The sequence below is a fragment of the Streptomyces chrestomyceticus JCM 4735 genome (genome assembly GCF_003865135.1).
Taxonomy (GTDB): Bacteria; Actinomycetota; Actinomycetes; order Streptomycetales; family Streptomycetaceae; genus Streptomyces; species Streptomyces chrestomyceticus.
On sequence record NZ_BHZC01000001.1, the window covers coordinates 2,916,612 to 2,936,146 of the forward strand.

The 19,535-nt window shown below is 72.8% G+C and carries 16 protein-coding genes and 1 pseudogene; 5 read left to right on the forward strand and 12 right to left on the reverse strand.

All coding sequences use genetic code 11. The features are described 5' to 3' along the window. Nucleotides 1-7: 7 nt before the first annotated feature. From EJG53_RS11985 to gdhA, 9 genes are all read right to left on the reverse strand, one after another. Nucleotides 8-250 carry a hypothetical protein gene (locus tag EJG53_RS11985; protein ID WP_030018300.1) on the reverse strand — a complete coding sequence of 81 codons (243 nt, stop codon included), beginning with the start codon at nucleotides 248-250 and terminating at the stop codon, nucleotides 8-10. Then, the gene (gene gatA / locus EJG53_RS11990) at nucleotides 247-1,740 is read right to left on the reverse strand and encodes an Asp-tRNA(Asn)/Glu-tRNA(Gln) amidotransferase subunit GatA (protein ID WP_125044833.1); all 1,494 of its coding nucleotides are present in this window, start codon (nucleotides 1,738-1,740) and stop codon (nucleotides 247-249) included. Before gatA ends, EJG53_RS11985 begins: the two co-directional genes overlap by 4 nt. Nucleotides 1,741-1,745: 5 nt before the next feature. After that, nucleotides 1,746-2,042 (reverse strand): Asp-tRNA(Asn)/Glu-tRNA(Gln) amidotransferase subunit GatC, encoded by a 297-nt coding sequence (gene gatC / locus EJG53_RS11995; protein ID WP_003984986.1) that lies wholly within the window; start codon nucleotides 2,040-2,042, stop codon nucleotides 1,746-1,748. A 342-nt stretch (nucleotides 2,043-2,384) separates the two neighbouring features. Then, complete coding sequence (locus EJG53_RS12000; protein ID WP_032927073.1) at nucleotides 2,385-4,502, reverse strand: putative bifunctional diguanylate cyclase/phosphodiesterase; 2,118 nt, start codon at nucleotides 4,500-4,502, stop codon at nucleotides 2,385-2,387. A gap of 156 nt (nucleotides 4,503-4,658) precedes the next feature. Next, nucleotides 4,659-6,875 (reverse strand): NAD-dependent DNA ligase LigA, encoded by a 2,217-nt coding sequence (ligA, locus tag EJG53_RS12005; RefSeq protein ID WP_125044834.1) that lies wholly within the window; start codon nucleotides 6,873-6,875, stop codon nucleotides 4,659-4,661. Between the two features lie 31 nt (nucleotides 6,876-6,906). Continuing rightward, nucleotides 6,907-7,869, reverse strand: coding sequence for a methionine synthase (locus EJG53_RS12010; protein ID WP_032927093.1), 963 nt, complete (start codon nucleotides 7,867-7,869; stop codon nucleotides 6,907-6,909). A gap of 225 nt (nucleotides 7,870-8,094) precedes the next feature. Then, nucleotides 8,095-8,784, reverse strand: a complete 690-nt coding sequence (locus EJG53_RS12015; RefSeq protein ID WP_125044836.1) for an SDR family oxidoreductase — start codon at nucleotides 8,782-8,784, stop codon at nucleotides 8,095-8,097. Nucleotides 8,785-8,875: 91 nt separating this feature from the next. After that, a complete protein-coding gene (locus EJG53_RS12020; RefSeq protein WP_125044837.1) occupies nucleotides 8,876-9,418 on the reverse strand; it encodes an LOG family protein in 543 nt (180 codons plus the stop codon). Between the two features lie 94 nt (nucleotides 9,419-9,512). Next, nucleotides 9,513-10,895, reverse strand: a complete 1,383-nt coding sequence (gene gdhA, locus EJG53_RS12025) for an NADP-specific glutamate dehydrogenase (RefSeq protein ID WP_244955110.1) — start codon at nucleotides 10,893-10,895, stop codon at nucleotides 9,513-9,515. 186 nt (nucleotides 10,896-11,081) lie between these two features. Between gdhA and murJ the strand changes: the two genes are divergently transcribed. Continuing rightward, on the forward strand, nucleotides 11,082-12,806 hold the full coding sequence (gene murJ, locus EJG53_RS12030) for a murein biosynthesis integral membrane protein MurJ (protein WP_125044838.1): 1,725 nt from the start codon (nucleotides 11,082-11,084) through the stop codon (nucleotides 12,804-12,806). On the opposite strand, the gene EJG53_RS12035 is transcribed toward murJ, so the two are convergent. After that, on the reverse strand, nucleotides 12,772-13,566 hold the full coding sequence (locus EJG53_RS12035; RefSeq protein ID WP_125044839.1) for a VC0807 family protein: 795 nt from the start codon (nucleotides 13,564-13,566) through the stop codon (nucleotides 12,772-12,774). The genes murJ and EJG53_RS12035 overlap by 35 nt on opposite strands. A 204-nt stretch (nucleotides 13,567-13,770) precedes the next feature. On the opposite strand from EJG53_RS12035, the gene EJG53_RS12040 reads away from it, so the two are divergent. Beyond that, complete coding sequence (locus tag EJG53_RS12040) at nucleotides 13,771-14,829, forward strand: aldo/keto reductase (protein WP_125044840.1); 1,059 nt, start codon at nucleotides 13,771-13,773, stop codon at nucleotides 14,827-14,829. Between the two features lie 52 nt (nucleotides 14,830-14,881). Here the strand turns inward: EJG53_RS12040 and mnmA are convergent. Continuing rightward, a pseudogene (gene mnmA / locus EJG53_RS12045) lies at nucleotides 14,882-16,002 on the reverse strand (tRNA 2-thiouridine(34) synthase MnmA). 54 nt (nucleotides 16,003-16,056) lie between these two features. Here mnmA and EJG53_RS12050 point away from each other — a divergent pair. Then, complete coding sequence (locus EJG53_RS12050) at nucleotides 16,057-16,746, forward strand: N-acetylmuramoyl-L-alanine amidase (RefSeq protein ID WP_125044841.1); 690 nt, start codon at nucleotides 16,057-16,059, stop codon at nucleotides 16,744-16,746. Between the two features lie 58 nt (nucleotides 16,747-16,804). Continuing rightward, nucleotides 16,805-17,356, forward strand: a complete 552-nt coding sequence (locus EJG53_RS12055; RefSeq protein WP_125044842.1) for a hypothetical protein — start codon at nucleotides 16,805-16,807, stop codon at nucleotides 17,354-17,356. 31 nt (nucleotides 17,357-17,387) lie between these two features. Here the strand turns inward: EJG53_RS12055 and EJG53_RS12060 are convergent, their stop codons facing one another. Beyond that, complete coding sequence (locus tag EJG53_RS12060; RefSeq protein ID WP_125044843.1) at nucleotides 17,388-18,557, reverse strand: cysteine desulfurase family protein; 1,170 nt, start codon at nucleotides 18,555-18,557, stop codon at nucleotides 17,388-17,390. Between the two features lie 142 nt (nucleotides 18,558-18,699). Here EJG53_RS12060 and EJG53_RS12065 point away from each other — a divergent pair, with 142 nt between their 5' ends. After that, nucleotides 18,700-19,533 carry an alpha/beta fold hydrolase gene (locus EJG53_RS12065; protein WP_125044844.1) on the forward strand — a complete coding sequence of 278 codons (834 nt, stop codon included), beginning with the start codon at nucleotides 18,700-18,702 and terminating at the stop codon, nucleotides 19,531-19,533. Nucleotides 19,534-19,535: the final 2 nt, after the last annotated feature.

Here is a 19,535-nt window from a genome sequence, read left to right on the forward strand (position 1 = left end):
GTCCCGCTCAGCCCGCGAGCACGTCGTCGTCGCCGAGACGACGCAGATCGCGGATCAGCAGCGCGACTCCGGTGGCGATGGCGGCGGCGGAGACGACGGCATCCAGGAGCTGGAGCCGGTCCTGCTCGCCCTTGGCCGCCTTCGCCTGCTTGACGACGCTCACCGCACCGAACAGCGTGGTGCCGATGGACAGATACGTACCGGCCTTGGACTTCTTGAAGCCCTTGGCCTTCGCAAGCTTTCCACTCACAGGGACGGTGCCTCCTCAAGCAGCGGGTGCCCCCAACGGGCGGTGAACGCGGCCTCGACCGCGGCACCGACCTTGTAGAGCCGGTCGTCGGCCATGGCAGGGGCGATGATCTGCAGCCCCACCGGCAGCCCGTCCTCGGGGGCCAGGCCGCAGGGCAGCGACATGGCCGCGTTGCCTGCCAGGTTCGTCGGGATCGTGCACAGGTCGGCGAGGTACATCGCCATCGGGTCGTCGGCGCGCTCGCCGATCGGGAAGGCCGTGGTGGGCGTGGTCGGCGAGATCAGCACGTCGACCTGCTCGAAGGCCCTCTCGAAGTCCTGGGTGATCAGGGTGCGGACCTTCTGCGCCGAGCCGTAGTACGCGTCGTAGTAGCCGGAGCTGAGCGCGTACGTGCCGAGCATCACGCGGCGCTTGACCTCGGGGCCGAAGCCGGCCTCGCGGGTCAGGGCCGTGACCTCCTCGGCCGACCGGGTGCCGTCGTCGCCGACCCGCAGGCCGTAGCGCATGGCGTCGAAGCGGGCCAGGTTCGAGGAGCACTCGGACGGCGCGATCAGGTAGTACGCCGACAGCGCCAGGTCGAAGGACGGGCAGGAGATCTCCACGATCTCCGCGCCCAGCTCGCGCAGCAGCTCCACGGACTCGTTGAAGCGCTGCATGACGCCGGCCTGGTAGCCCTCGCCGGAGAACTCCTTGACGACGCCGACGCGCATCCCCTTGACGTCGCCGTTGCGGGCCGCCTCGACGACCGGCGGGACCGGCGCGTCGATGGAGGTGGAGTCCAGCTCGTCGTGGCCGGCGATGGCCTCGTGCAGCAGGGCCGCGTCCAGGACCGTACGGGCGCAGGGCCCGCCCTGGTCGAGGGACGAGGAGAACGCCACCATGCCGTAGCGGGAGACCGCGCCGTAGGTGGGCTTGACGCCGACGGTGCCGGTGACGGCGGCGGGCTGGCGGATGGAGCCGCCGGTGTCCGTGCCGATGGCGAGCGGGGCCTCGTAGGCGGCGAGCGCGGCGGAGGAGCCGCCGCCGGAGCCGCCGGGGATACGGGTGAGGTCCCAGGGGTTGCCGGTGGGGCCGTAGGCGCTGTTCTCGGTGGAGGACCCCATGGCGAACTCGTCCATGTTGGTCTTGCCGAGGATGACGACGTCGGCGGCCTTGAGCCGCTTGGTCAGCGTCGCGTCGTACGGCGGGATCCAGCCTTCGAGGATCTTCGAGCCGACGGTGGTGGGAATGCCCTCCGTGGTGAAGATGTCCTTCAGGGCGAGCGGCACGCCGGCCAGCGGGCCGAGCTTCTCGCCGCGCTCGCGCTTGGCGTCCACGGCACGGGCCTGGGCGAGGGCGCCCTCGCGGTCCACGTGCAGGAAGGCGTGCACCTTCTCGTCGACGGCCTCGATACGGGCCAGGTGCGCCTCGGTGACCTCGACGGCCGTGACCTCGCCGGCGGCGATCTTCGCCGCGATCTCGGCGGCGGTGAGCTTGATCAGATCTGCCATGTCGGTCACTCCTCCCCCAGGATCTGCGGCACCTTGAAACGCTGCTGTTCCTGGGCCGGGGCGCCGGACAGCGCCTGCTCGGGCGTCAGCGACGGACGGACCACGTCCGGGCGCATGACATTGGTCAGGGGCAGCGGGTGGGAGGTCGGCGGTACGTCTTGGTCGGCGACCTCGGAGACGCGGGCGACCGCGCCGATGATGTCGTCGAGCTGTCCGGCGAAGTGATCGAGCTCTTCGTCCTTCAGCTCCAAGCGCGCCAGCCGGGCGAGGTGGGCAACCTCCTCGCGCGTGATGCCAGGCATGCAGCGATCCTCAGGGTGAGTGTCTTGGCTGTGTTGTCCGGGCCAATCCTATTGCGTAGCCGAGAGGGGTTCGAAACGCATTCCCGGAGGGGCCGGCGGAGGGGTGCCCGGATGGCGGTGGGGGCGTGGGGCGGCGGGGGCGGTGGGGGCTGCGGGGGCTTAGGACGGCGGGGTGCGGGGCGGCGCGCCGTGACGGGGGTGGGGGTCGTGGGGCGGTGCGCCGCGCGGGCAGCGGGGCCGTGCGCCGCGCGGCCGGCCGGGGCCGTGGGGCCGAGCGCCGCGCGGGTGGCCGGGGCCGGCCCGGGGCGGCCGGGCCTGGTCGGACGGCGCGCCGGTCGGAGATCAGATGACGCGCTGGTCGGCTTCCTCGACCGCCGTGGCGCGCTCGTGCCGGGGTTCGACGGCGGGGCGCTCCGCCTCGCGCTGCCAGCCGCGCTCGCCGCGGGCCCGCAGCCAGGCCGTGGTCTCGTCCGGCGGCATCGCGGCGGCGACCAGCCAGCCCTGTACGGCGTCGCAGCCCAGGTCGCGCAGTCGCTCCCAGGTCTCGTCGTCCTCGACGCCCTCGGCGACCACCAGCAGTCCGAGCGAGTGGGCCAGGTCCAGGGTGCACCGGACGATCTCGGCGTCCTCGTTGTCCACGGCGAGCCGGGCGACGAAGGAGCGGTCGATCTTCAGCTCGCTGACCGGCAGGCGGCGCAGGTGGACGAGGGACGAGTAGCCGGTGCCGAAGTCGTCCAGGGACATCTTGACGCCGTGCCCGGTCAGCCCGGCGAGCGTGTCGGCGGCCCGCTGCGGGTCCTCCAGCAGGACGTGTTCCGTTATCTCCAACTGGAGGGAACCCGGGGGCACCTGATGGCGGGCCAGCCGCGCGGCGACCGCGCCGGCGAAGCCGGGGGTGTGGACGTCGCGCGGCGAGACGTTGACCGCGACCGGGACCTCCAGGCCGGACTTGCGCCACCGGGCCACCTGGGCGAGCGCGGTCTCCAGGACGTACTCCGTCAGGCGCGGCATCAGCCCGGACGACTCGGCGATGGCGATGAACTCGTCCGGCGGGACCCTGCCGCGCTCCGGATGGACCCACCGGACCAGTGCCTCCAGCCCGGCCACGTGCCCGTCGAAGCCGACCTTGGGCTGGTAGTGCAGCTCCACGTCGCCGGCGTCCAGCGCGCGGCGCAGATCACCCAGGAGGCCCAGCCGGTCGGGAGTGTTGCCGTCCCGCTTGGCCTCGTACACCTCGACGCCGCTGCGGTCCCGCTTGGCCTGGTACATCGCGACGTCCGCCCGGCGCAGCAGGCCCTCGGCGTCCAGGGCGTGGTCGGGGAAGACCGCGACGCCCGCGCTGGCTTCCAGGACGAGGGTGAGTCCGTCCAGGTCGAGCGGCGAGCCGAGCGCCGCGACCAGGTTGCGGGCCACCCGCTGGGCGCTGGTCAGGGAGTCCGCGGTGGGCAGCAGGACCGCGAACTCGTCGCCGCCGAGCCGGGCGACCTCGGCGCCGCGCGGCAGCGCGTGCCGCAGCCGGTCGGCTATCTGGAGCAGCAGCCGGTCGCCCGCGAGGTGTCCGAGGGTGTCGTTGACCGAGCGGAAACGGTCCAGGTCGATCAGGACGAGGGCGGAGCGGGCGCCGATGCGCTCGGCGTCGTCCAGCGCGGTCCAGGTGCGCTCCAGCAGCCACTGGCGGTTGGGCAGGCCGGTGAGCGGGTCCCGAAGCTGCTCCTCGGCGCGGGCGCGGGCGATCCACAGGGTGGAGTCCAGGGCGATCAGCGGTACGGCGAACATGGGCAGCAGGAACGGCGCGTGCACGGCGGCCACCACGATCAGCGGTGAGATGCCGAGCAGCGCCACGCCGACCAGGGCCTGGCGGGCCAGCGCCGTCCGGGCGACGGTGGGCAGGCTGCCGCTGCGCGAGGCCATCGTGAACCACAGCAGGGCGCGGGTGACGACCAGGTAGGCGGCGGCCGCGACCAGGATGTCGGGCAGTACGGACAGGTCCCAGGCCGCGGGCTGCCAGGGGTGTTCGACGGTCGGTACGACCTGGAAGGCGGCGAGGCCCAGGGCCGCGGCGCCGATCCCGAGGATGTCCACCGCGCCGTGCAGCAGGGCCTGTCGCCAGCGGTGCCGCCGCGCGGCGCCGACCAGCAGCACGACGGCGACGCTCACCAGGACGGCGGGCACCCAGCCGTACAGCAGGAGGACCGCGAGGGCCAGGGCCGCGCCCGAGCCCGTGCCGCCCCACCAGCGGTCGCGGCCGAGGGCGACCAGGTGGCCCACGATGACACCGGTCAGGATCGCCAGGGCCCAGCCGACGGCGCCTTCCGGGAACAGGGCCCGGCCGGCGCCGAGCGTGCGGATCACTCCCGCCGCGAGCGCGGTGCCCGCCACCAGCACGACGGCCGCGGGCAGCGCGGGCACGACGAGCCGGCGGAGCCGCGACGCCGGAGCGGCGCTGTCGGTCGGTTTCATTCCGATACCTCTCACAGCCGGCTGTGCCCGCGCCACGGCAGGCGCACACCTCAACAGTAGGCCGCAGAAGGCCGCCGCGGGCAGCGATCGGCAGCGGTTGCCCGAATGCGACCCGGCCATCCGGAACCATCTGCTATGCGCCGATGAGGTGACTCCTCACTCGCCCTCAGGCGGAGTGACAGCTACCGCTCGTGCTTCATCGGGACCCTGCTCCAGCAGCACCGCGAAGCCGTCATCGTCTAGCACAGGCACCTTCAACTGCATGGCCTTGTCGTACTTCGAACCAGGATTGTCTCCCACCACCACGAAACCGGTCTTCTTCGAAACGGAACCGGTCACCTTCGCTCCGAGACGCTGCAGGGCTTCTTTCGCGCCATCTCTGGTGTGTGACTGAAGTGTGCCCGTTACAACGACGGTGACGCCTTCAAGTGGCCGCGGGCCTTCGTCTCCTGAGGATTCCTCTTCCATCCGGACGCCGGCCGCCCGCCACTTGTCCACGATCTCGCGGTGCCAGTCCTCGGCGAACCACTGCTTGAGCGAGGCGGCGATGGTCGCGCCGACGCCCTCGACGGCGGCCAGCTCCTCCTCGCTCGCGTCCCTGATCCGGTCCAGCGAACGGAACTCCATGGCGAGCGCCTGGGCGGCCACCGGCCCGACGTGACGGATCGACAGGCCCGTCAGGATGCGGGCCAGCGGGCGCTCCTTGGCCGCCTGGATGTTCTCCAGCATCGCCAGGGCGTTCTTCTTCGGCTCGCCCTTCTGGTTGGCGAAGAAGGTGACGACCTTCTCCTCGCCGGTCTTCGGGTCGCGCTTGGGCAGACCGCTGTCCGGGTCGAGCACGTAGGACTTGATGGGCAGCAGTTGCTCGATGGACAGGTCGAAGAGGTCGCCCTCGTCCTTCAGCGGCGGCTCGGCGGGCTCCAGGGGCTGGCTGAGCGCCGTGGCCGCGACATAGCCGAAGTTCTCGATGTCCAGGGACTTGCGGCCGGCCAGGTAGAACAGCCGCTCACGGATCTGGGCGGGGCAGGAGCGGGCGTTGGGGCAGCGCAGGTCGACGTCGCCCTCCTTGGCGGGCTGCAGCGCCGTACCGCACTCGGGGCACTCGGCGGGCATCACGAACTCCCGCTCGCTGCCGTCCCGCAGGTCCACCACCGGGCCCAGGATCTCGGGGATCACGTCGCCCGCCTTGCGCAGCACGACCGTGTCGCCGATGTAGACGCCCTTGGCCTTGACCACGTCCTGGTTGTGGAGTGTGGCGAACTCGACCTCGGAGCCGGCCACCGTGACCGGCTCGACGACCGCGTACGGCGTGACGCGGCCCGTACGGCCGACGCCGACGCGGATGTCGACCAGCTTGGTGTTGACCTCCTCCGGCGGGTACTTCCACGCGATCGCCCAGCGCGGCGCGCGCGAGGTCGAGCCGAGGCGGCCCTGGAGGGCGATCTCGTCCAGCTTGACCACGGTGCCGTCGATCTCGTGGGCGACGGCCGTGCGTCGGGTCTCCGGGTCGCCGTAGCGCTTGATGAAGCCGCGCACGGCCTCCAGGGAGTCGACGACCTCGTTGTGGTCGGCGGTCGGCAGGCCCCACTCGCGCAGCAGGTCGTAGGCGTGCGACTGGCAGTCGATGTCGAAGCCCTCGCGGGCGCCGATGCCGTGCACGACCATGTGCAGCGGGCGGGTGGCCGTGACCTTCGGGTCCTTCTGGCGGAGCGAACCGGCGGCGGCGTTGCGCGGGTTGGCGAACGGCGGCTTGCCGTCGGCCACCAGCCGCTCGTTCAGCTCCAGGAACTTCTCCATCGGGAAGTAGACCTCGCCGCGGACCTCCACCAGGTCCGGGACGCGGTCGCCCTTCAGCCGGTCCGGGATCTCGGTGATCGTGCGGACGTTGGGCGTGATGTCCTCGCCCGTACGGCCGTCACCGCGGGTCGCGGCGCGGGTCAGCCGGCCCTTCTCGTACGTCAGGTTGACCGCGAGGCCGTCGACCTTCAGCTCGCACAGGAAGTGGTAGCCGGCGCTCTTCGGGTCGCCGCCCAGCTCCGTCGCGATCCGCTCGGCCCAGGCCGCCAGCTCCTCGTCGTCGAAGGCGTTGTCCAGCGAGAGCATCCGCTCGCGGTGCGCGACCTCGGTGAACTCCGTCTCATACTGCCCGGCGACCTTCTGCGTGGGCGAGTCCGGGGTGCGCAGCTCGGGGTGCTTCTCCTCCAGCGCCTCCAGGGACCGCAGCAGCTTGTCGAACTCCGCGTCGCTGACGACGGGGGCGTCCCGCACGTAATAGCGGAAGCGGTGCTCCTCGATCTGCTCGGCCAGATGGGCATGCTCTTCCCGCGCCTTCGCGGGCACCGCGTGCCCCGCCGTGTGCTGTTCGCCGGCCACCGTTACGTCCTCCCGTGGTCCTTGAGTGCCGTCACTCAGGGTTGTCTGCGAGCGATCTCGCGGCCCGGACGCAGTGGGCGAGCACCGAACGGGCATATGCGGGCGAAGCGCCCGCCAGCCCGCACGACGGGGTGACCACCACGGACTCCGCGAGAGTCCCCGGCGCCAGCCCCAGCCTGCGCCACAGCGTCCTGACACCCATGACGCTACCGGCAGGGTCTGACAATGGGCCGTCCACGCCCGGCACCACGCCCGCCAGCAGTGTCGTACCGCCCTCGACGGCCTCGCCGATCGCCTCCTCCTCACGCTCGGTGAGCAGTCCGAAGTCGAACGAGACGCCGTGCACACCGGCGCGCCGCAGCAGGGCGAACGGGACGTCCGGGGCGCAGGAGTGGACGACCACCGGCGCGCCCGCCTCCCCGGCGACGCCGACCAGGTCGCGCAGGGCGCCCTCCACGACGGCCCGGTCCACGGCGCGGTGCGTGCGGTAGCCGCTCGCGGACTTGATCCGGCCCTGGAGGACGGCGGTCAGCGACGGCTCGTCCAGTTGGAGCACCGGACGCGCGCCGGGCACCCGCCGCCGTACGTCGGCGAGGTGCGCGCGCAGCCCCTCGGCCAGCGACGCCGTCAGGTCCCGGCAGGCGCCGGGGTCGCTGAGGGCCGCCTCGCCGTTGCGCAGCTCCAGCGCGGCGGCCAGGGTCCACGGGCCGACCGCCGAGACCTTCAGGTCACCCTCGTACTCCTGGGTGAACTCCTCCAGCGCGTCCAGGTCCTCGCCCATCCAGGAACGGGCGCGCCGGGTGTCCCGGCCCGGCCGGTCGCTGATCCGCCAGCCGCTCGGCTCCACGTGCGCGTACACGTCGACGAGGAGCCCGGCGGTACGGCCGATCATGTCGGCGCCGGGGCCCCGGGCGGGCAGCTCCGGCAGGTACGGCAGGGTCTCCAGCGAACCGGTGACGGTCCGGGCGGCCTCGCGGGCGTCGCCGCCGGGCATCGAGCCGATGCCGGTGGCCGTACCGATGCCGGCGTGGCCGGCGAGGCGGGCGGGGGTGGTGTTCTCGGTCACCGTCCGAGGGTAAGTGGTGCGGCCGGTGGCCACGGCGGGCCGGGGGGGCTGCCGGGGCCCGGGGCGGGGTGACGGCTGGACCACGGATCCGTCACCGATGTCCCAATCGCCGGACGGGCTGGATCTTGCGGCCCCGGCCCCGTCGGCAGCCGGTCAGCGCCCCGGGCGGACCGTCAGGTCGTTGATCTCCGCGTCACGCGGCAGGTCGAGGGCGGTGAGCAGGGTCGTGGCCACCGACTCCGGGTCGATCCACTGGGACGCGTCGTACTCGCGGCCCTCCTGGCGGAAGACGTTCTCCTGCATGGGGGTGGCGGTGCGGCCCGGGTAGATGGAGGTCACCCGTACGCCGTTGCCGTGCTCCTCGGCGCGCAGCGAGTCGGCGAGCGCCTTCAGGCCGTGCTTACTGGCGGCGTAGGCGCCCCACTGGGGGCCCGCGTGCAGGCCGGCGCCGGAGTTGACGAAGACGACGTGACCCTTGGCGGTCCGCAACTGCGGGAGGAACTGGCGGGTCAGCTCGGCGGGCGAGACGAGGTTCGCGGCGAGCGTGCGCTGCCACGCCTTGGGGCCGAGGTCCCCGACGGCGCCCAGCTCGACGACGCCCGCGATGTGCAGGAGGGAGTCGAGGCGGTCCGGCAGGGTCTGCTTGCCGAAGGCCCAGTCCAGCTTCTCGGGGGTGGCGAGATCGCCGACCACCGTGCGGGCGCCGGGGAACTGCCCGGCCAGCTCCTTGGCGCGGCCGGCGTCGCGCGCCAGCAGCCAGAGCTCCTCGCCGCGGTCGGCGAGCCGCCGCGCGACCGCCGCTCCGATGCCCGATCCTGCGCCCGTGATCAAGTGCGTACCCATGGGCCCGATCCTAACGAGGCAGGCCGGTGCGGCGCGGGCGCGTCCGCGCGGAGCGGAATGATTCATTCCGCCCCGGCGCCGGTCCCCGGGCTCAGCCCTGGATGCCTGCCTGCTCCTCCAGGTACGCCAGCGCCCCGGCGCCGTCCTCCGCGAAGAAGACCAGCTCCGTGAGCGGCAGCGGCAGGAAGCCCTCCTTCTCCATGCGCTGGAACTGCTCCTTGAGGCCGTCGTAGAACCCGGCGGCGTTCAGGAGGACCACGGGCTTGGTGTGCAGGCCGTGCTTCTTCAGCTCCAGGATCTCGGTGGCCTCGTCGAGCGTGCCGGTGCCGCCGACCATGACGACGATCGCGTCGGCGCGCGCCAGCAGCTCGGCCTTCCGCTCGGCGAGGTCCTTGGTGACCACCATGTCGTCCACCCCGGGGCGCACCTTGTGCGCGAGGAAGTCCACGGAGACGCCGACGAGCCGGCCGCCCGCCGCCTCCACGCCGTCCGCCATGACCTTCATCAGTCCGCTGTCCGAGCCGCCCCACACCATGGCGTGGCCGCCCTTGCCGATCAGCTCGGCGAACTCGCGGGCGGGTGCGGTGTAGCGGGCGTCGAGGTCGGCGGCGGAGCAGAAGACACAGATGTTCATACCGGCCACTCTACGAGCCGCCACCGACAGCGCCCCGGCGCCGGGCGCGGCGCCGGGGACGCCGGGCCCTCAGCCCCTCGGATCAGCCGGCCCCTCAGATCAGCCCCTGTGCCAGCATCGCCTCCGCCACCCGCTCGAAGCCCGCGATGTTCGCGCCCGTGACGTAGTCGCCCGGCAGGCCGTGACGCTCCGCGGTCTCGTAGCAGGTGTCGTGGATGTTGCGCATGATCGCCGCGAGCTCGCCCTCGGTGCGCTCGAAATCCCACGATTCGCGGCCGGAGTTCTGCCGCATCTCCAGGGCGCTGGTGGCCACGCCGCCCGCGTTGGCCGCCTTGCCCGGCCCGAAGGCCACGCCCGCCTCCTGGAAGAGGGCCACCGCGCCGGGCGTCGTCGGCATGTTGGCGCCTTCGGAGACGGCCTTGACGCCGTTGCGCACGAGGATGCGGGCGGCGTCGGCGTCCAGTTCGTTCTGGGTCGCGGAGGGCAGCGCGACGTCGCAGGCCACGTCCCAGACCCGGCCGCCGGGCACGTACCGGGCGGAGGCGCCGCGCCGGTCCGCGTAGTCCTCCACGCGGCCCCGTTCGGCCTCCTTGACCTGCTTGAGCAGAGCGAGGTCGATGCCCTTCTCGTCGATCACGTAGCCGCCGGAGTCCGAGCAGGTCAGCACGTTCGCGCCGAGCGCCTGGGCCTTCTCGATCGTGTAGACGGCGACGTTGCCGGAGCCGGAGACGACGACCTGCTGGCCGTCCAGGTCCTCGCCGCGCTGCCGCAGCATCTCGGCGGTGAAGAGCACATTGCCGTAGCCGGTGGCCTCCGTACGGACCGTGGAGCCGCCCCAGCCGAGTCCCTTGCCGGTCAGCACCCCGGCCTCCCAGCGGTTGGCGATCCGCCGGTACTGGCCGAAGAGGTAGCCGATCTCCCGGCCGCCGACGCCGATGTCGCCCGCCGGTACGTCGGTGTGCTCGCCCAGGTGGCGGTGGAGTTCGGTCATGAAGGACTGGCAGAACCGCATCACCTCGGCGTCGGAGCGGCCGCGCGGGTCGAAGTCGCTGCCGCCCTTGCCGCCGCCGATGTTCAGTCCGGTGAGGGCGTTCTTGAAGATCTGCTCGAAGCCGAGGAACTTGACGATGCCGAGGTTGACGGAGGGGTGGAAGCGCAGCCCGCCCTTGTAGGGCCCGAGGGCGCTGTTGAACTCCACCCGGAAGCCGCGGTTGACGTGGACGGCTCCGAAGTCGTCCTGCCACGGCACGCGGAAGAGGATCTGGCGCTCCGGTTCGCAGATCCGCTCCAGGATCGCGGCCTCGGCGTACTCGGGACGGGCCGCCAGCGCCGGGGCGAGCGTCTGCAGCACTTCGAGTGCGGCCTGGTGGAACTCGGGCTCTCCGGGGTTGCGCCGCACCAGTTCCTGGTGCAGGAACTCCCACGACACCGATGTTCCCCGCCCGGCCGTACCGGTCCCGGCATGAACTGTCGACATGTCTTCTCTTCCCTTCGTCGCCGACGAAGGGCCACCGGTGGACCGGGACCACGCGCACGGCGCCGCACCCGGCCGGGCGGCCCCTGTGCGTCCCGTCGCTACCGCCGAGCCTAGGGGCCCGCGGACCGCCGGGGGCCACCGGGGCGGAAGTCGCGGTCCGTGAAGTCCTGGGTTTAGGTTGCCGTCATGGTGGAGGGAACGCGTACGGATACGCACCGACGGAACACGGCCGGACACAGCGGGGGCAGGGAGGCGGATGCGGCATTAGGGGCCGGTGGTGAGAGGGAGACGGACGACGGGGCCGGAGCGGCCCCCGGCGGTCTGCGCCGCTCCTCCCTCCTGATGGCCGCGGGCACGGTCGTCTCCCGCGCGACCGGCCTGTTCCGGGGCGTCCTCCAGGCCGCCGCCCTCGGTACGGGCCTGCTGGCCACCACGTACAACACCGCCAACCTCGTCCCGATGAGCCTGTACACACTGCTGATCGGCGGCGCGCTCAACGCCGTGCTCGTGCCGCAGCTCGTACGGGCCCGGGTGGAGCACCAGGACGGCGGACGGGCGCACGAGCAGCGGCTGGTCACGCTCGTCCTGTCCGTCCTCGGCGTCGGCACGCTGCTCGCGGTGTGGGCCGCGCCCGAGATCGTCAGCCTGTACACGACGGACACGCCGGGCAACCACGCCGCCTACGAACTGACTGTCGTCTTCGCCCGGTTCCTGCTGCCGCAGATCTTCTTCTACGGGGTGTACGGCATCCTGGGGCAGGTGCTCAACGCGCGCGGGAAGTTCGGCGCGATGATGTGGACGCCGGTGCTCAACAACGTCGTGCTGATCGCCATGTTCGGCGCGTACGTGGGCCTGCTGACCGTTCCGGAGACGGTGGCGGAGATCACCGACGCGCAGGTGCGGCTGCTCGGCGTGGGCACCACGATCGGCATCGCCCTCCAGGCCCTCGCGCTGATCCCCTACGCGCGCGAGGCGGGCTTCCGCTTCCGGCCGCGCTTCGACTGGCGCGGCACCGGGCTGCGCAAGAGTGCCAACGCGGCGCGCTGGACACTGTTGTTCGTGCTGGTCAACCTGGTCTCGATGACCGTCGTCACGCACTACGCGACCGCCGCTGACCAAGAATTGCCCAAGGCCGGTGTCGGCTTCTCCTCGTACACGTACGCGCAGAACATCTGGGGCCTGCCGCAGTCCATCGTCACCGTCTCGCTGATCACCGCACTGCTGCCGCGGATGACCCGGGCGGTCGCCGAACAGCGCCTGGACGACCTGCGGGACGACCTCTCCCGCGCGCTGCGGATCAGTGGCACGGTCATCGTCCCGGCCGCCGTCTTCTTCGTGGCCTTCGGCCCGGAGATGGCGCAGTTGCTGTACGCGCACGGCGCCGCCAGTGCGGAATCCGCCGTGCCGCTGGGGCAGATGCTCCAGGCCCTCGGGCTGGGGCTGATCCCGTTCTCCGCCCAGTCGCTGCTGCTGCGCGGCTTCTACGCCTTCGAGGACACCCGTACACCGTTCCTGATGGCCGCCTGGATCTCCGCTGTGAACATCGCGCTCGCCACCGCCTGCCACCTGCTGCTGCCGGCCCGGTGGGCGGTCGTCGGCATGGCCGCCGCGTACGCCGTGTCGTACGGCGTCGGTCTGCTGGCCAGTGCGTACCTGCTGCGCCGCCGCCTGGAAGGGCGGCTGGACGGGCACCGACTGAGCCGTACGTACGGCAAGCTCACCGGTGCCGCGCTGGCCGCCGGGGCGGTGGGCTGGGCGGCGGCCCACGCCTGTGCCGGTGCCACCGGGGACGCCTTCTGGTCCACGGCGCTGGCCCTGGTCGCCGGGGCGGCGACCATGGCGCTGCTCTTCCTGCTGCTGGCGCGCGCCCTGCGGATCAGCGAGCTGCGGTCCCTGCCGGGGCTGCGCTGACGGAACCGGCCGGGGCGGTGGCCGCCGCTCCGGCCGCCGTGTCCGCCGCCACCTCGGCCACCAGCATCCGCTCCATCATCTGGACGCCGACCGCCCCGCTGACCACAGTGGCGACGACGATGGCCACGACCAGCATCACCGTCCCCAGCCACACCATGGTGTCCACCGGCAACGTGAACGCGCCGATCATCCGCGCCACGCACTCGCCCAGCAGGGCGGCGCCCCACACGGCGGAGTGCCGGCTCTGCACCCGGCGGAACCGCGCCGACCGGGCCGTCAGCCGGTCCCACGCGGCGCCCTTGGCCGCGTCGCCCCGGGTCAGCCACGGCCTGAGCGTCGGCGCCAGCATCGGCCGTCCGATGAGCGCGGACACCAGCACCGCCAGGCCGAAGGTGCTGCTGACGGCACTGTCCTTGGCCAGCATCAGCCGCTCGTCACCCGCCATCAGACTCAGCAGCAGACCGACGACGTTGGTCACCGTCATCACCGTCGCCATGGCGTTGAAACGGCGCTCCCTGACCAGGCTCCACACGGAACGCGCGGCGGGCAGGGCGCCGCTCCAGGCCAGTGCGGCCAGGGTGCTCAGACCGAAAACCCCGGTCAGGACGTAGTACGACGCGATCGGGACACCGGCGTCCAGGAGCAGCGCCCGGGGGCCCTCCAGCTTCTTGCCGGACCCGGCGGCCTTGTCGGACCCGGCCGCCTCACCGGTGCCGGTGCCGGTCGCGGCCGTCGTGCCGTGCGGGGCCTGGCTGTTCATGGGTCCTCCGTGTCGCTGTGCGCCCGTCCGTCCTTGCGCTTACAGCTTCGCCGCGCGCCCCCGCGCCCCGGCAGGCACGGGTGTAACCACATCGCCGTGACATTTGTCAGGCCGCGCGCAAGCGCCCGGCCAGGCGCTTGCGTTGAAGTGCCCTCCAGCTCTTAGCGTCTGACGCACGACCCGACCACTGAAGGGGAAGTCTTCGTGCGGTACACACTGTTCGGCAGGACCGGTCTGCGGGTGAGCGAACTGAGCCTGGGCACCATGACCATCGGCTCGGACTGGGGCTGGGGCGCCCCCGAGGACACCAGCGCGCGGATCGTCGACGCGTACGACGACGCGGGCGGCAACTTCATCGACACCGCCAACAACTACACCGACGGCAGCTCCGAGAAGATCCTCGGCAAGCTCCTCGAAGGCCGCCGGGACCGCTTCGTGCTCGCCAGCAAGTACACCTGCGCGTTCCGCGCGGGCGACCCCAACGCGGCGGGCAGCCACCGCAAGAGCCTGGTGCGGTCGGTGGAGCAGAGCCTCGCCCGGCTGCGCACCGACCACCTCGACGTGCTCTGGGTGCACGCGCGGGACCACTTCACGCCCGTCGAGGAGACCATGCGGGCGCTGGACGACGTCGTACGGTCGGGCAAGGTGCTGTACGTCGGGGTGTCCGACTGGCCCGCCTGGGAGATCGCACAGGCGAACACCCTGGCCGAGCTGCGCGGCTGGACCGCGTTCGCGGGCTCGCAGCTCCGCTACAGCCTGCTGGAGCGCACGCCGGAGCGCGAGCTGCTCCCCCAGGCGCGCGCCTTCGACCTGGCCGTCCTGGCGTGGGCCCCGCTGGCGGCCGGGAAGCTGACCGGCAAGTACCGGCGCGGCGAGGGCGGCCGGCTGGACGTCGTCGGGGACGTGGGCGACACCCCGGACAACGAGGAGGCGACGATCTCGGCGGTGCTGGAGATCGCCGAGCAGGGCGGCTGGAGCCCGGCGCAGGTGGCGCTGGCCTGGCTGCGGCAGCAGCCCGGGAACGTCATCCCGGTCATCGCCGCCACCAAGGAGAGCCAGCTCGCCGACAACCTCGCGAGCGTGGACGTCGAGCTGGACGCGGCCGCCCTGCGGCGGCTGGACGAGGTGAGCGCCGTACCGCTGGGCTTCCCGCACGACTTCCTGGCGGACCCCGGGATCACCCAGAACGTCTACGGCGACCGCTGGACCGCCATCGAGGACCGGCGGTCCGGCTACCGGCGGTCGGTGCGCGGGGTGCGCTGACCCGGCGGCCCGGGGCGCTCACCGCGCGGTGAGCGTCCCGTCCGTCGCGCGCCTACGCGACGGCGCGCGCCCGGTCCGTCGTCGCGATCGTCGCCGAGCCGACCACCCGGGTGCCGTCGTACAGCACGATGGCCTGGCCGGGGCCACGCCGCGGACCGGCTCGGTGAAGGTGACGTGCAGTTCGCCGTCGACCAGAGCGGCGGTGACCTCGGTCTCGCCGCCGTGGGCGCGCAACTGCGCGGTGTACGTGCCGGGGCCGGTCGGCGCGGCGCCGCACCAGCGGGGGCGGACGGCGGTGAGCGCGGTCACGTCCAGGGCCTCGGCGGGGCCGACGGTGACGGTGTTGTCGACCGGGGAGATGTCCAGGACGTAGCGCGGCTTGCCGTCCGGGGCGGGGGTGCCGATGCGCAGGCCCTTGCGCTGGCCGATGGTGAAGCCGTACGCGCCCTCGTGGGTGCCGAGCTTCGCGCCGGACTCGTCCACGATGTCGCCCTCGGCCGTGCCGAGCCGCTTGGCGAGGAACGCCTGGGTGTCGCCGTCGGCGATGAAGCAGATGTCGTGGCTGTCCGGCTTCTTGGCGACGAACAGGCCGCGCCGGGCGGCCTCCTCGCGGATCTCGGCCTTGGTGGTGAGGGTGTCGCCGAGCGGGAACATGGCGTGCGCGAGCTGCTTGTCGTCGAGGACCCCGAGGACGTACGACTGGTCCTTGGCCATGTCGGAGGCGCGGTGCAGCTCACGGCTGCCGTCCGGGTGCTCCACGACGGTGGCGTAGTGGCCGGTGCAGACCGCGTCGAAGCCGAGGGCGAGCGCCTTGTCCAGCAGCGCGGCGAACTTGATCTTCTCGTTGCAGCGCAGGCAGGGGTTGGGCGTGCGGCCGGCCTCGTACTCGGCGAAGAAGTCCTCGACCACGTCCTCACGGAAGCGCTCGGCGAGGTCCCACACGTAGAACGGGATGCCGATGACGTCGGCGGCGCGGCGCGCGTCGTGCGAATCCTCGATCGTGCAACAGCCCCGGGCCCCGGTGCGGAAGGATTTCGGGTTCTCGGAGAGCGCGAGGTGCACGCCGGTCACGTCGTGGCCCGCCTCGGCGGCGCGGGCGGCGGCGACGGCGGAGTCGACACCGCCGGACATGGCGGCGAGCACGCGGAGGCGGCGGGGAGCGTCAGTCGTCATAACCCTTCCAGGGTAGACGGAACCACCGACAGGCTCCCAAGCGTTGTGCAGCGCATGGGAGACGCGGGGGAATCCGGGCGATCGGCCGGTCAGGGCTTCAGCAGACGGGCCCTGCTGCTCGGCGGCGCGGGCACGGCCCTGGCGGGCACCGTCGCGTACGCCGTGCATGACGACCTGCTGCGCTGGTGGTGGCGGCTGCCGGGCCGCAAGAAGCCGCGTACCGACGGGGCCGTGGACTACGGCGGCGCGCGCTGGGTCCCGGCCGCCCCGGCGAACTGGCGGCAGGCCGACCGCCCGGACGACTACACCATCGACCGGGTGGTCATCCACGTCGTCCAGGGCGGCTACACGGACGCGCTGCGGGTCTTCCAGAGCCCGCTGCACGGCGCGGCGGCGCACTACGTGGTGCGCAAGGACGGCCAGGTGGCGCAGACGGTCCGTGAGCTGGACGTGGCGTACCACGCGGGCAACCGCGCGTACAACGAGCGCAGCATAGGCATCGAGCACGAGGGCTTCGTGGACCGCCCGTCCTCCTTCACTGCCGCCATGTACGCATCATCCGCACGCCTCACCGCCGGGATCTGCCGCCGCTACGGCTTCCCCGCCGACCGGCGGCACATCGTGGGCCATGTGGAGGTACCGGGCACCGATCACACCGATCCCGGACCACACTGGAACTGGAAGCTGTACCTGGACCTGGTGCGCGCCGAGCTGCGCCGGCCGGCCCCCACGCCGGGGGCGTGACGCGGGGCCGCCGGGGCGTCCGGGCGCCGCGCGGCGCCCCTCGCGGAACGGACCACTCATGGCGTACGACAGAGCCCCGGCCATCCGGAACACCGCCACCGGGCGGCGGCCCGGCCTCGCCGAGGACCGCGTCTTCGGCCGCGTCCGGCTGGACCTGGACGCCGACGCCGGCCTGCTCACCGTACGGGGCGACCGGGTGGCGACGGCAGAGCTGCGGCGCGCGCCGGGCGCACCGGCCACCGGACACGTACCGATCGGCACCCGCGCGGGCGCGTACCTCCACCTGTCCGTCGACGGCCGTCCGGCGCACCTCACCCCCGGGAAGGGGCGGCTGACCCGGCGCTCCCACCGGGTGGAGGTGATCTACGGCGGTGCCGTCTACCGGCTCCTCCCGGACTCGCCCAACGGGAGCCGGCTGGTCAAGGAGGGCCGCCGGATCGCTGACTTCTCCTCGGACGGCACCGGGCACGTCTGGGCCGACTGGCATCCGGACGTGGCGCCGCCGCTGCGGGAGGACGCCGCGATCGGCTACACCCTCGCCGCGGCCTTCGGCACCGGCGCCGAGCCGGCCTGGCGGCTGCTGCTCCAGGCCGCGCTCGACCTGGTCTGACGAGCCCCGGCCCGCGGCTCGGCCCCGGTCCTCAGCTCAGCCCCGCGCTCCGCGCCCGTTCCACCACCGGACCGATCGCCTCCGCCACCGCCGCCACGTCCGCCTCGGTGGTGGTGTGGCCGAGGGAGAAGCGCAGCGTGCCGCGTGCGAGGTCGGCGTCCATGCCCGCGGCGAGCAGGACGTGGCTGGGCTGGGCGACGCCCGCGGTGCAGGCGGAGCCGGTGGAGCAGGCGATGCCCTGGGCGTCCAGGAGGAGGAGCAGGGAGTCGCCCTCGCAGCCGGGGAAGGAGAAGTGCGCGTTGGCGGGGAGGCGGCCCGCCGGGTCGGGGTCGCCGCCGAGGACGGCGTCCGGGGCGGCGGCCCGTACGGCCTTGACCAGGTCGTCGCGCAGGGCGCCGATGTCGCGGGCGAACTCCTCGCGGTGCTCGACGGCGTACCGCGCGGCGGCGGCGAACGCGGCGATGCCGGGGGTGTCCAGCGTGCCGGAGCGCACCTGCCGCTCCTGGCCGCCGCCGTGCAGGACGGGTACGGGCGCGTACTCGCGGCGCAGCAGCAGCGCGCCGACGCCGTACGGTCCGCCGATCTTGTGCGCGGAGACGGTCATGGCGGCCAGGCCGGAGGCCGCGAAGTCGACCTCCAGTTGCCCGAACGCCTGGACCGCGTCGGCGTGCAGCGGAATGCCGAACTCCGCCGCGACGTCGGCCAGTTCCCGGACCGGCATGACCGTGCCGATCTCGTTGTTGGCCCACATGACGGTGGCCAGCGCGACGTCGTCGGGGTTGCGGGCGACCGCCGCGCGGAACGCGTCGGCGTGCACCCGTCCGTACCCGTCGACGGGCAGCCATTCGACCGACGCGCCCTCGTGCTCGGCGAGCCACTCCACGGCGTCCAGGACGGCGTGGTGCTCGACGGGGCTGGCGAGGACGCGGGTACGGGCCGGGTCGGCGTCCCGGCGGGCCCAGTACAGGCCCTTGACCGCGAGGTTGTCGGCTTCGGTGCCGCCCGCGGTGAGGACCACCTCACTGGGGCGCGCGCCGAGCGCGGAGGCGAGGGATTCCCGCGCCTCCTCGACGGTGCGCCGGGCCCGCCGGCCGGCGGCGTGCAACGAGGACGCGTTGCCGGTGACGGTCAGCTGGGCGGTCATCGCCTGCACCGCCTCCGGGAGCATCGGGGTGGTGGCGGCGTGGTCGAGGTAAACCATGGTGCGAACGATTCTACGAGCAGGCGCGGGGGCGCATGCCGGGCGCGTGGGGGCTCGGCCGCACTCCCCGGCTTCCGGCGCCCGCCATCTCCGCCCCGCGCACCCCTCGACACCCCTGTAAGGAGTGTCTACGCTTACGGTCATGACACAGTGGCTTCTGGACCGTTCGTACCGCAGTACCTCCGGCGAAGTGCGCTGGACCACGCTCGGCGAGGACGGGGCGCCGCCCCTGGTCCTGCTGCACGGGACACCGTTCTCCTCCTACGTCTGGCGAGGCGTCGCCCGCGCGCTGGCCGCCCGGTTCCAGGTGTACGTCTGGGACCTGCCGGGCTACGGCGCGTCGGAGATGTCCGCGGGGCAGGACGTCTCTCTCGCGCGGCAGGCCGAGGTCTTCACCGAACTGCTCGCCCACTGGGGACTCAGCGACCGGGAACCCACCGTCGTCGCCCACGACTTCGGCGGCTACGTGGCACTGCGGGCCCATCTGGTGCACGGCGTGCGCTACGGGCGCCTCGCGCTCGTCGGCCCGACCGCCCTGCCCGGCTGGGGCTCCGCCACGTACCGCCTGCTCGGCGAGCACCCCGACGTCTTCTCGCAGCTTCCTCCCGCCCTGCACCGCGCGCTGGTGACGGAGTACATCTCGTCCGCGAGCAGCCCCGGCATGCACCCGGCCGTCCTGGAGCAGCTCGTCGCACCCTGGTGCACGGAGCGGGGACAGCCCGCCTTCTACCGGCAGATCGAGCAGAACGGGCTGGACGTCACCGCGGACCTCACACAGGAGGAGTACCGCAGGGTCGCTACGCCGACGCTGGTCACCTGGGGTGCGCAGGACGCGTGGAACCCCGTCACGCTGGCCCACGACCTCGCGGCGATGATCCCCGGCGCCCGGCTGCACCTCTTCGGGGGAGCCGGGCACCTCGTGCAGGAGGACGCGCCCGCGGAGCTGGCGGCGGTACTCGGGGCGTTCACCGCGTAGGG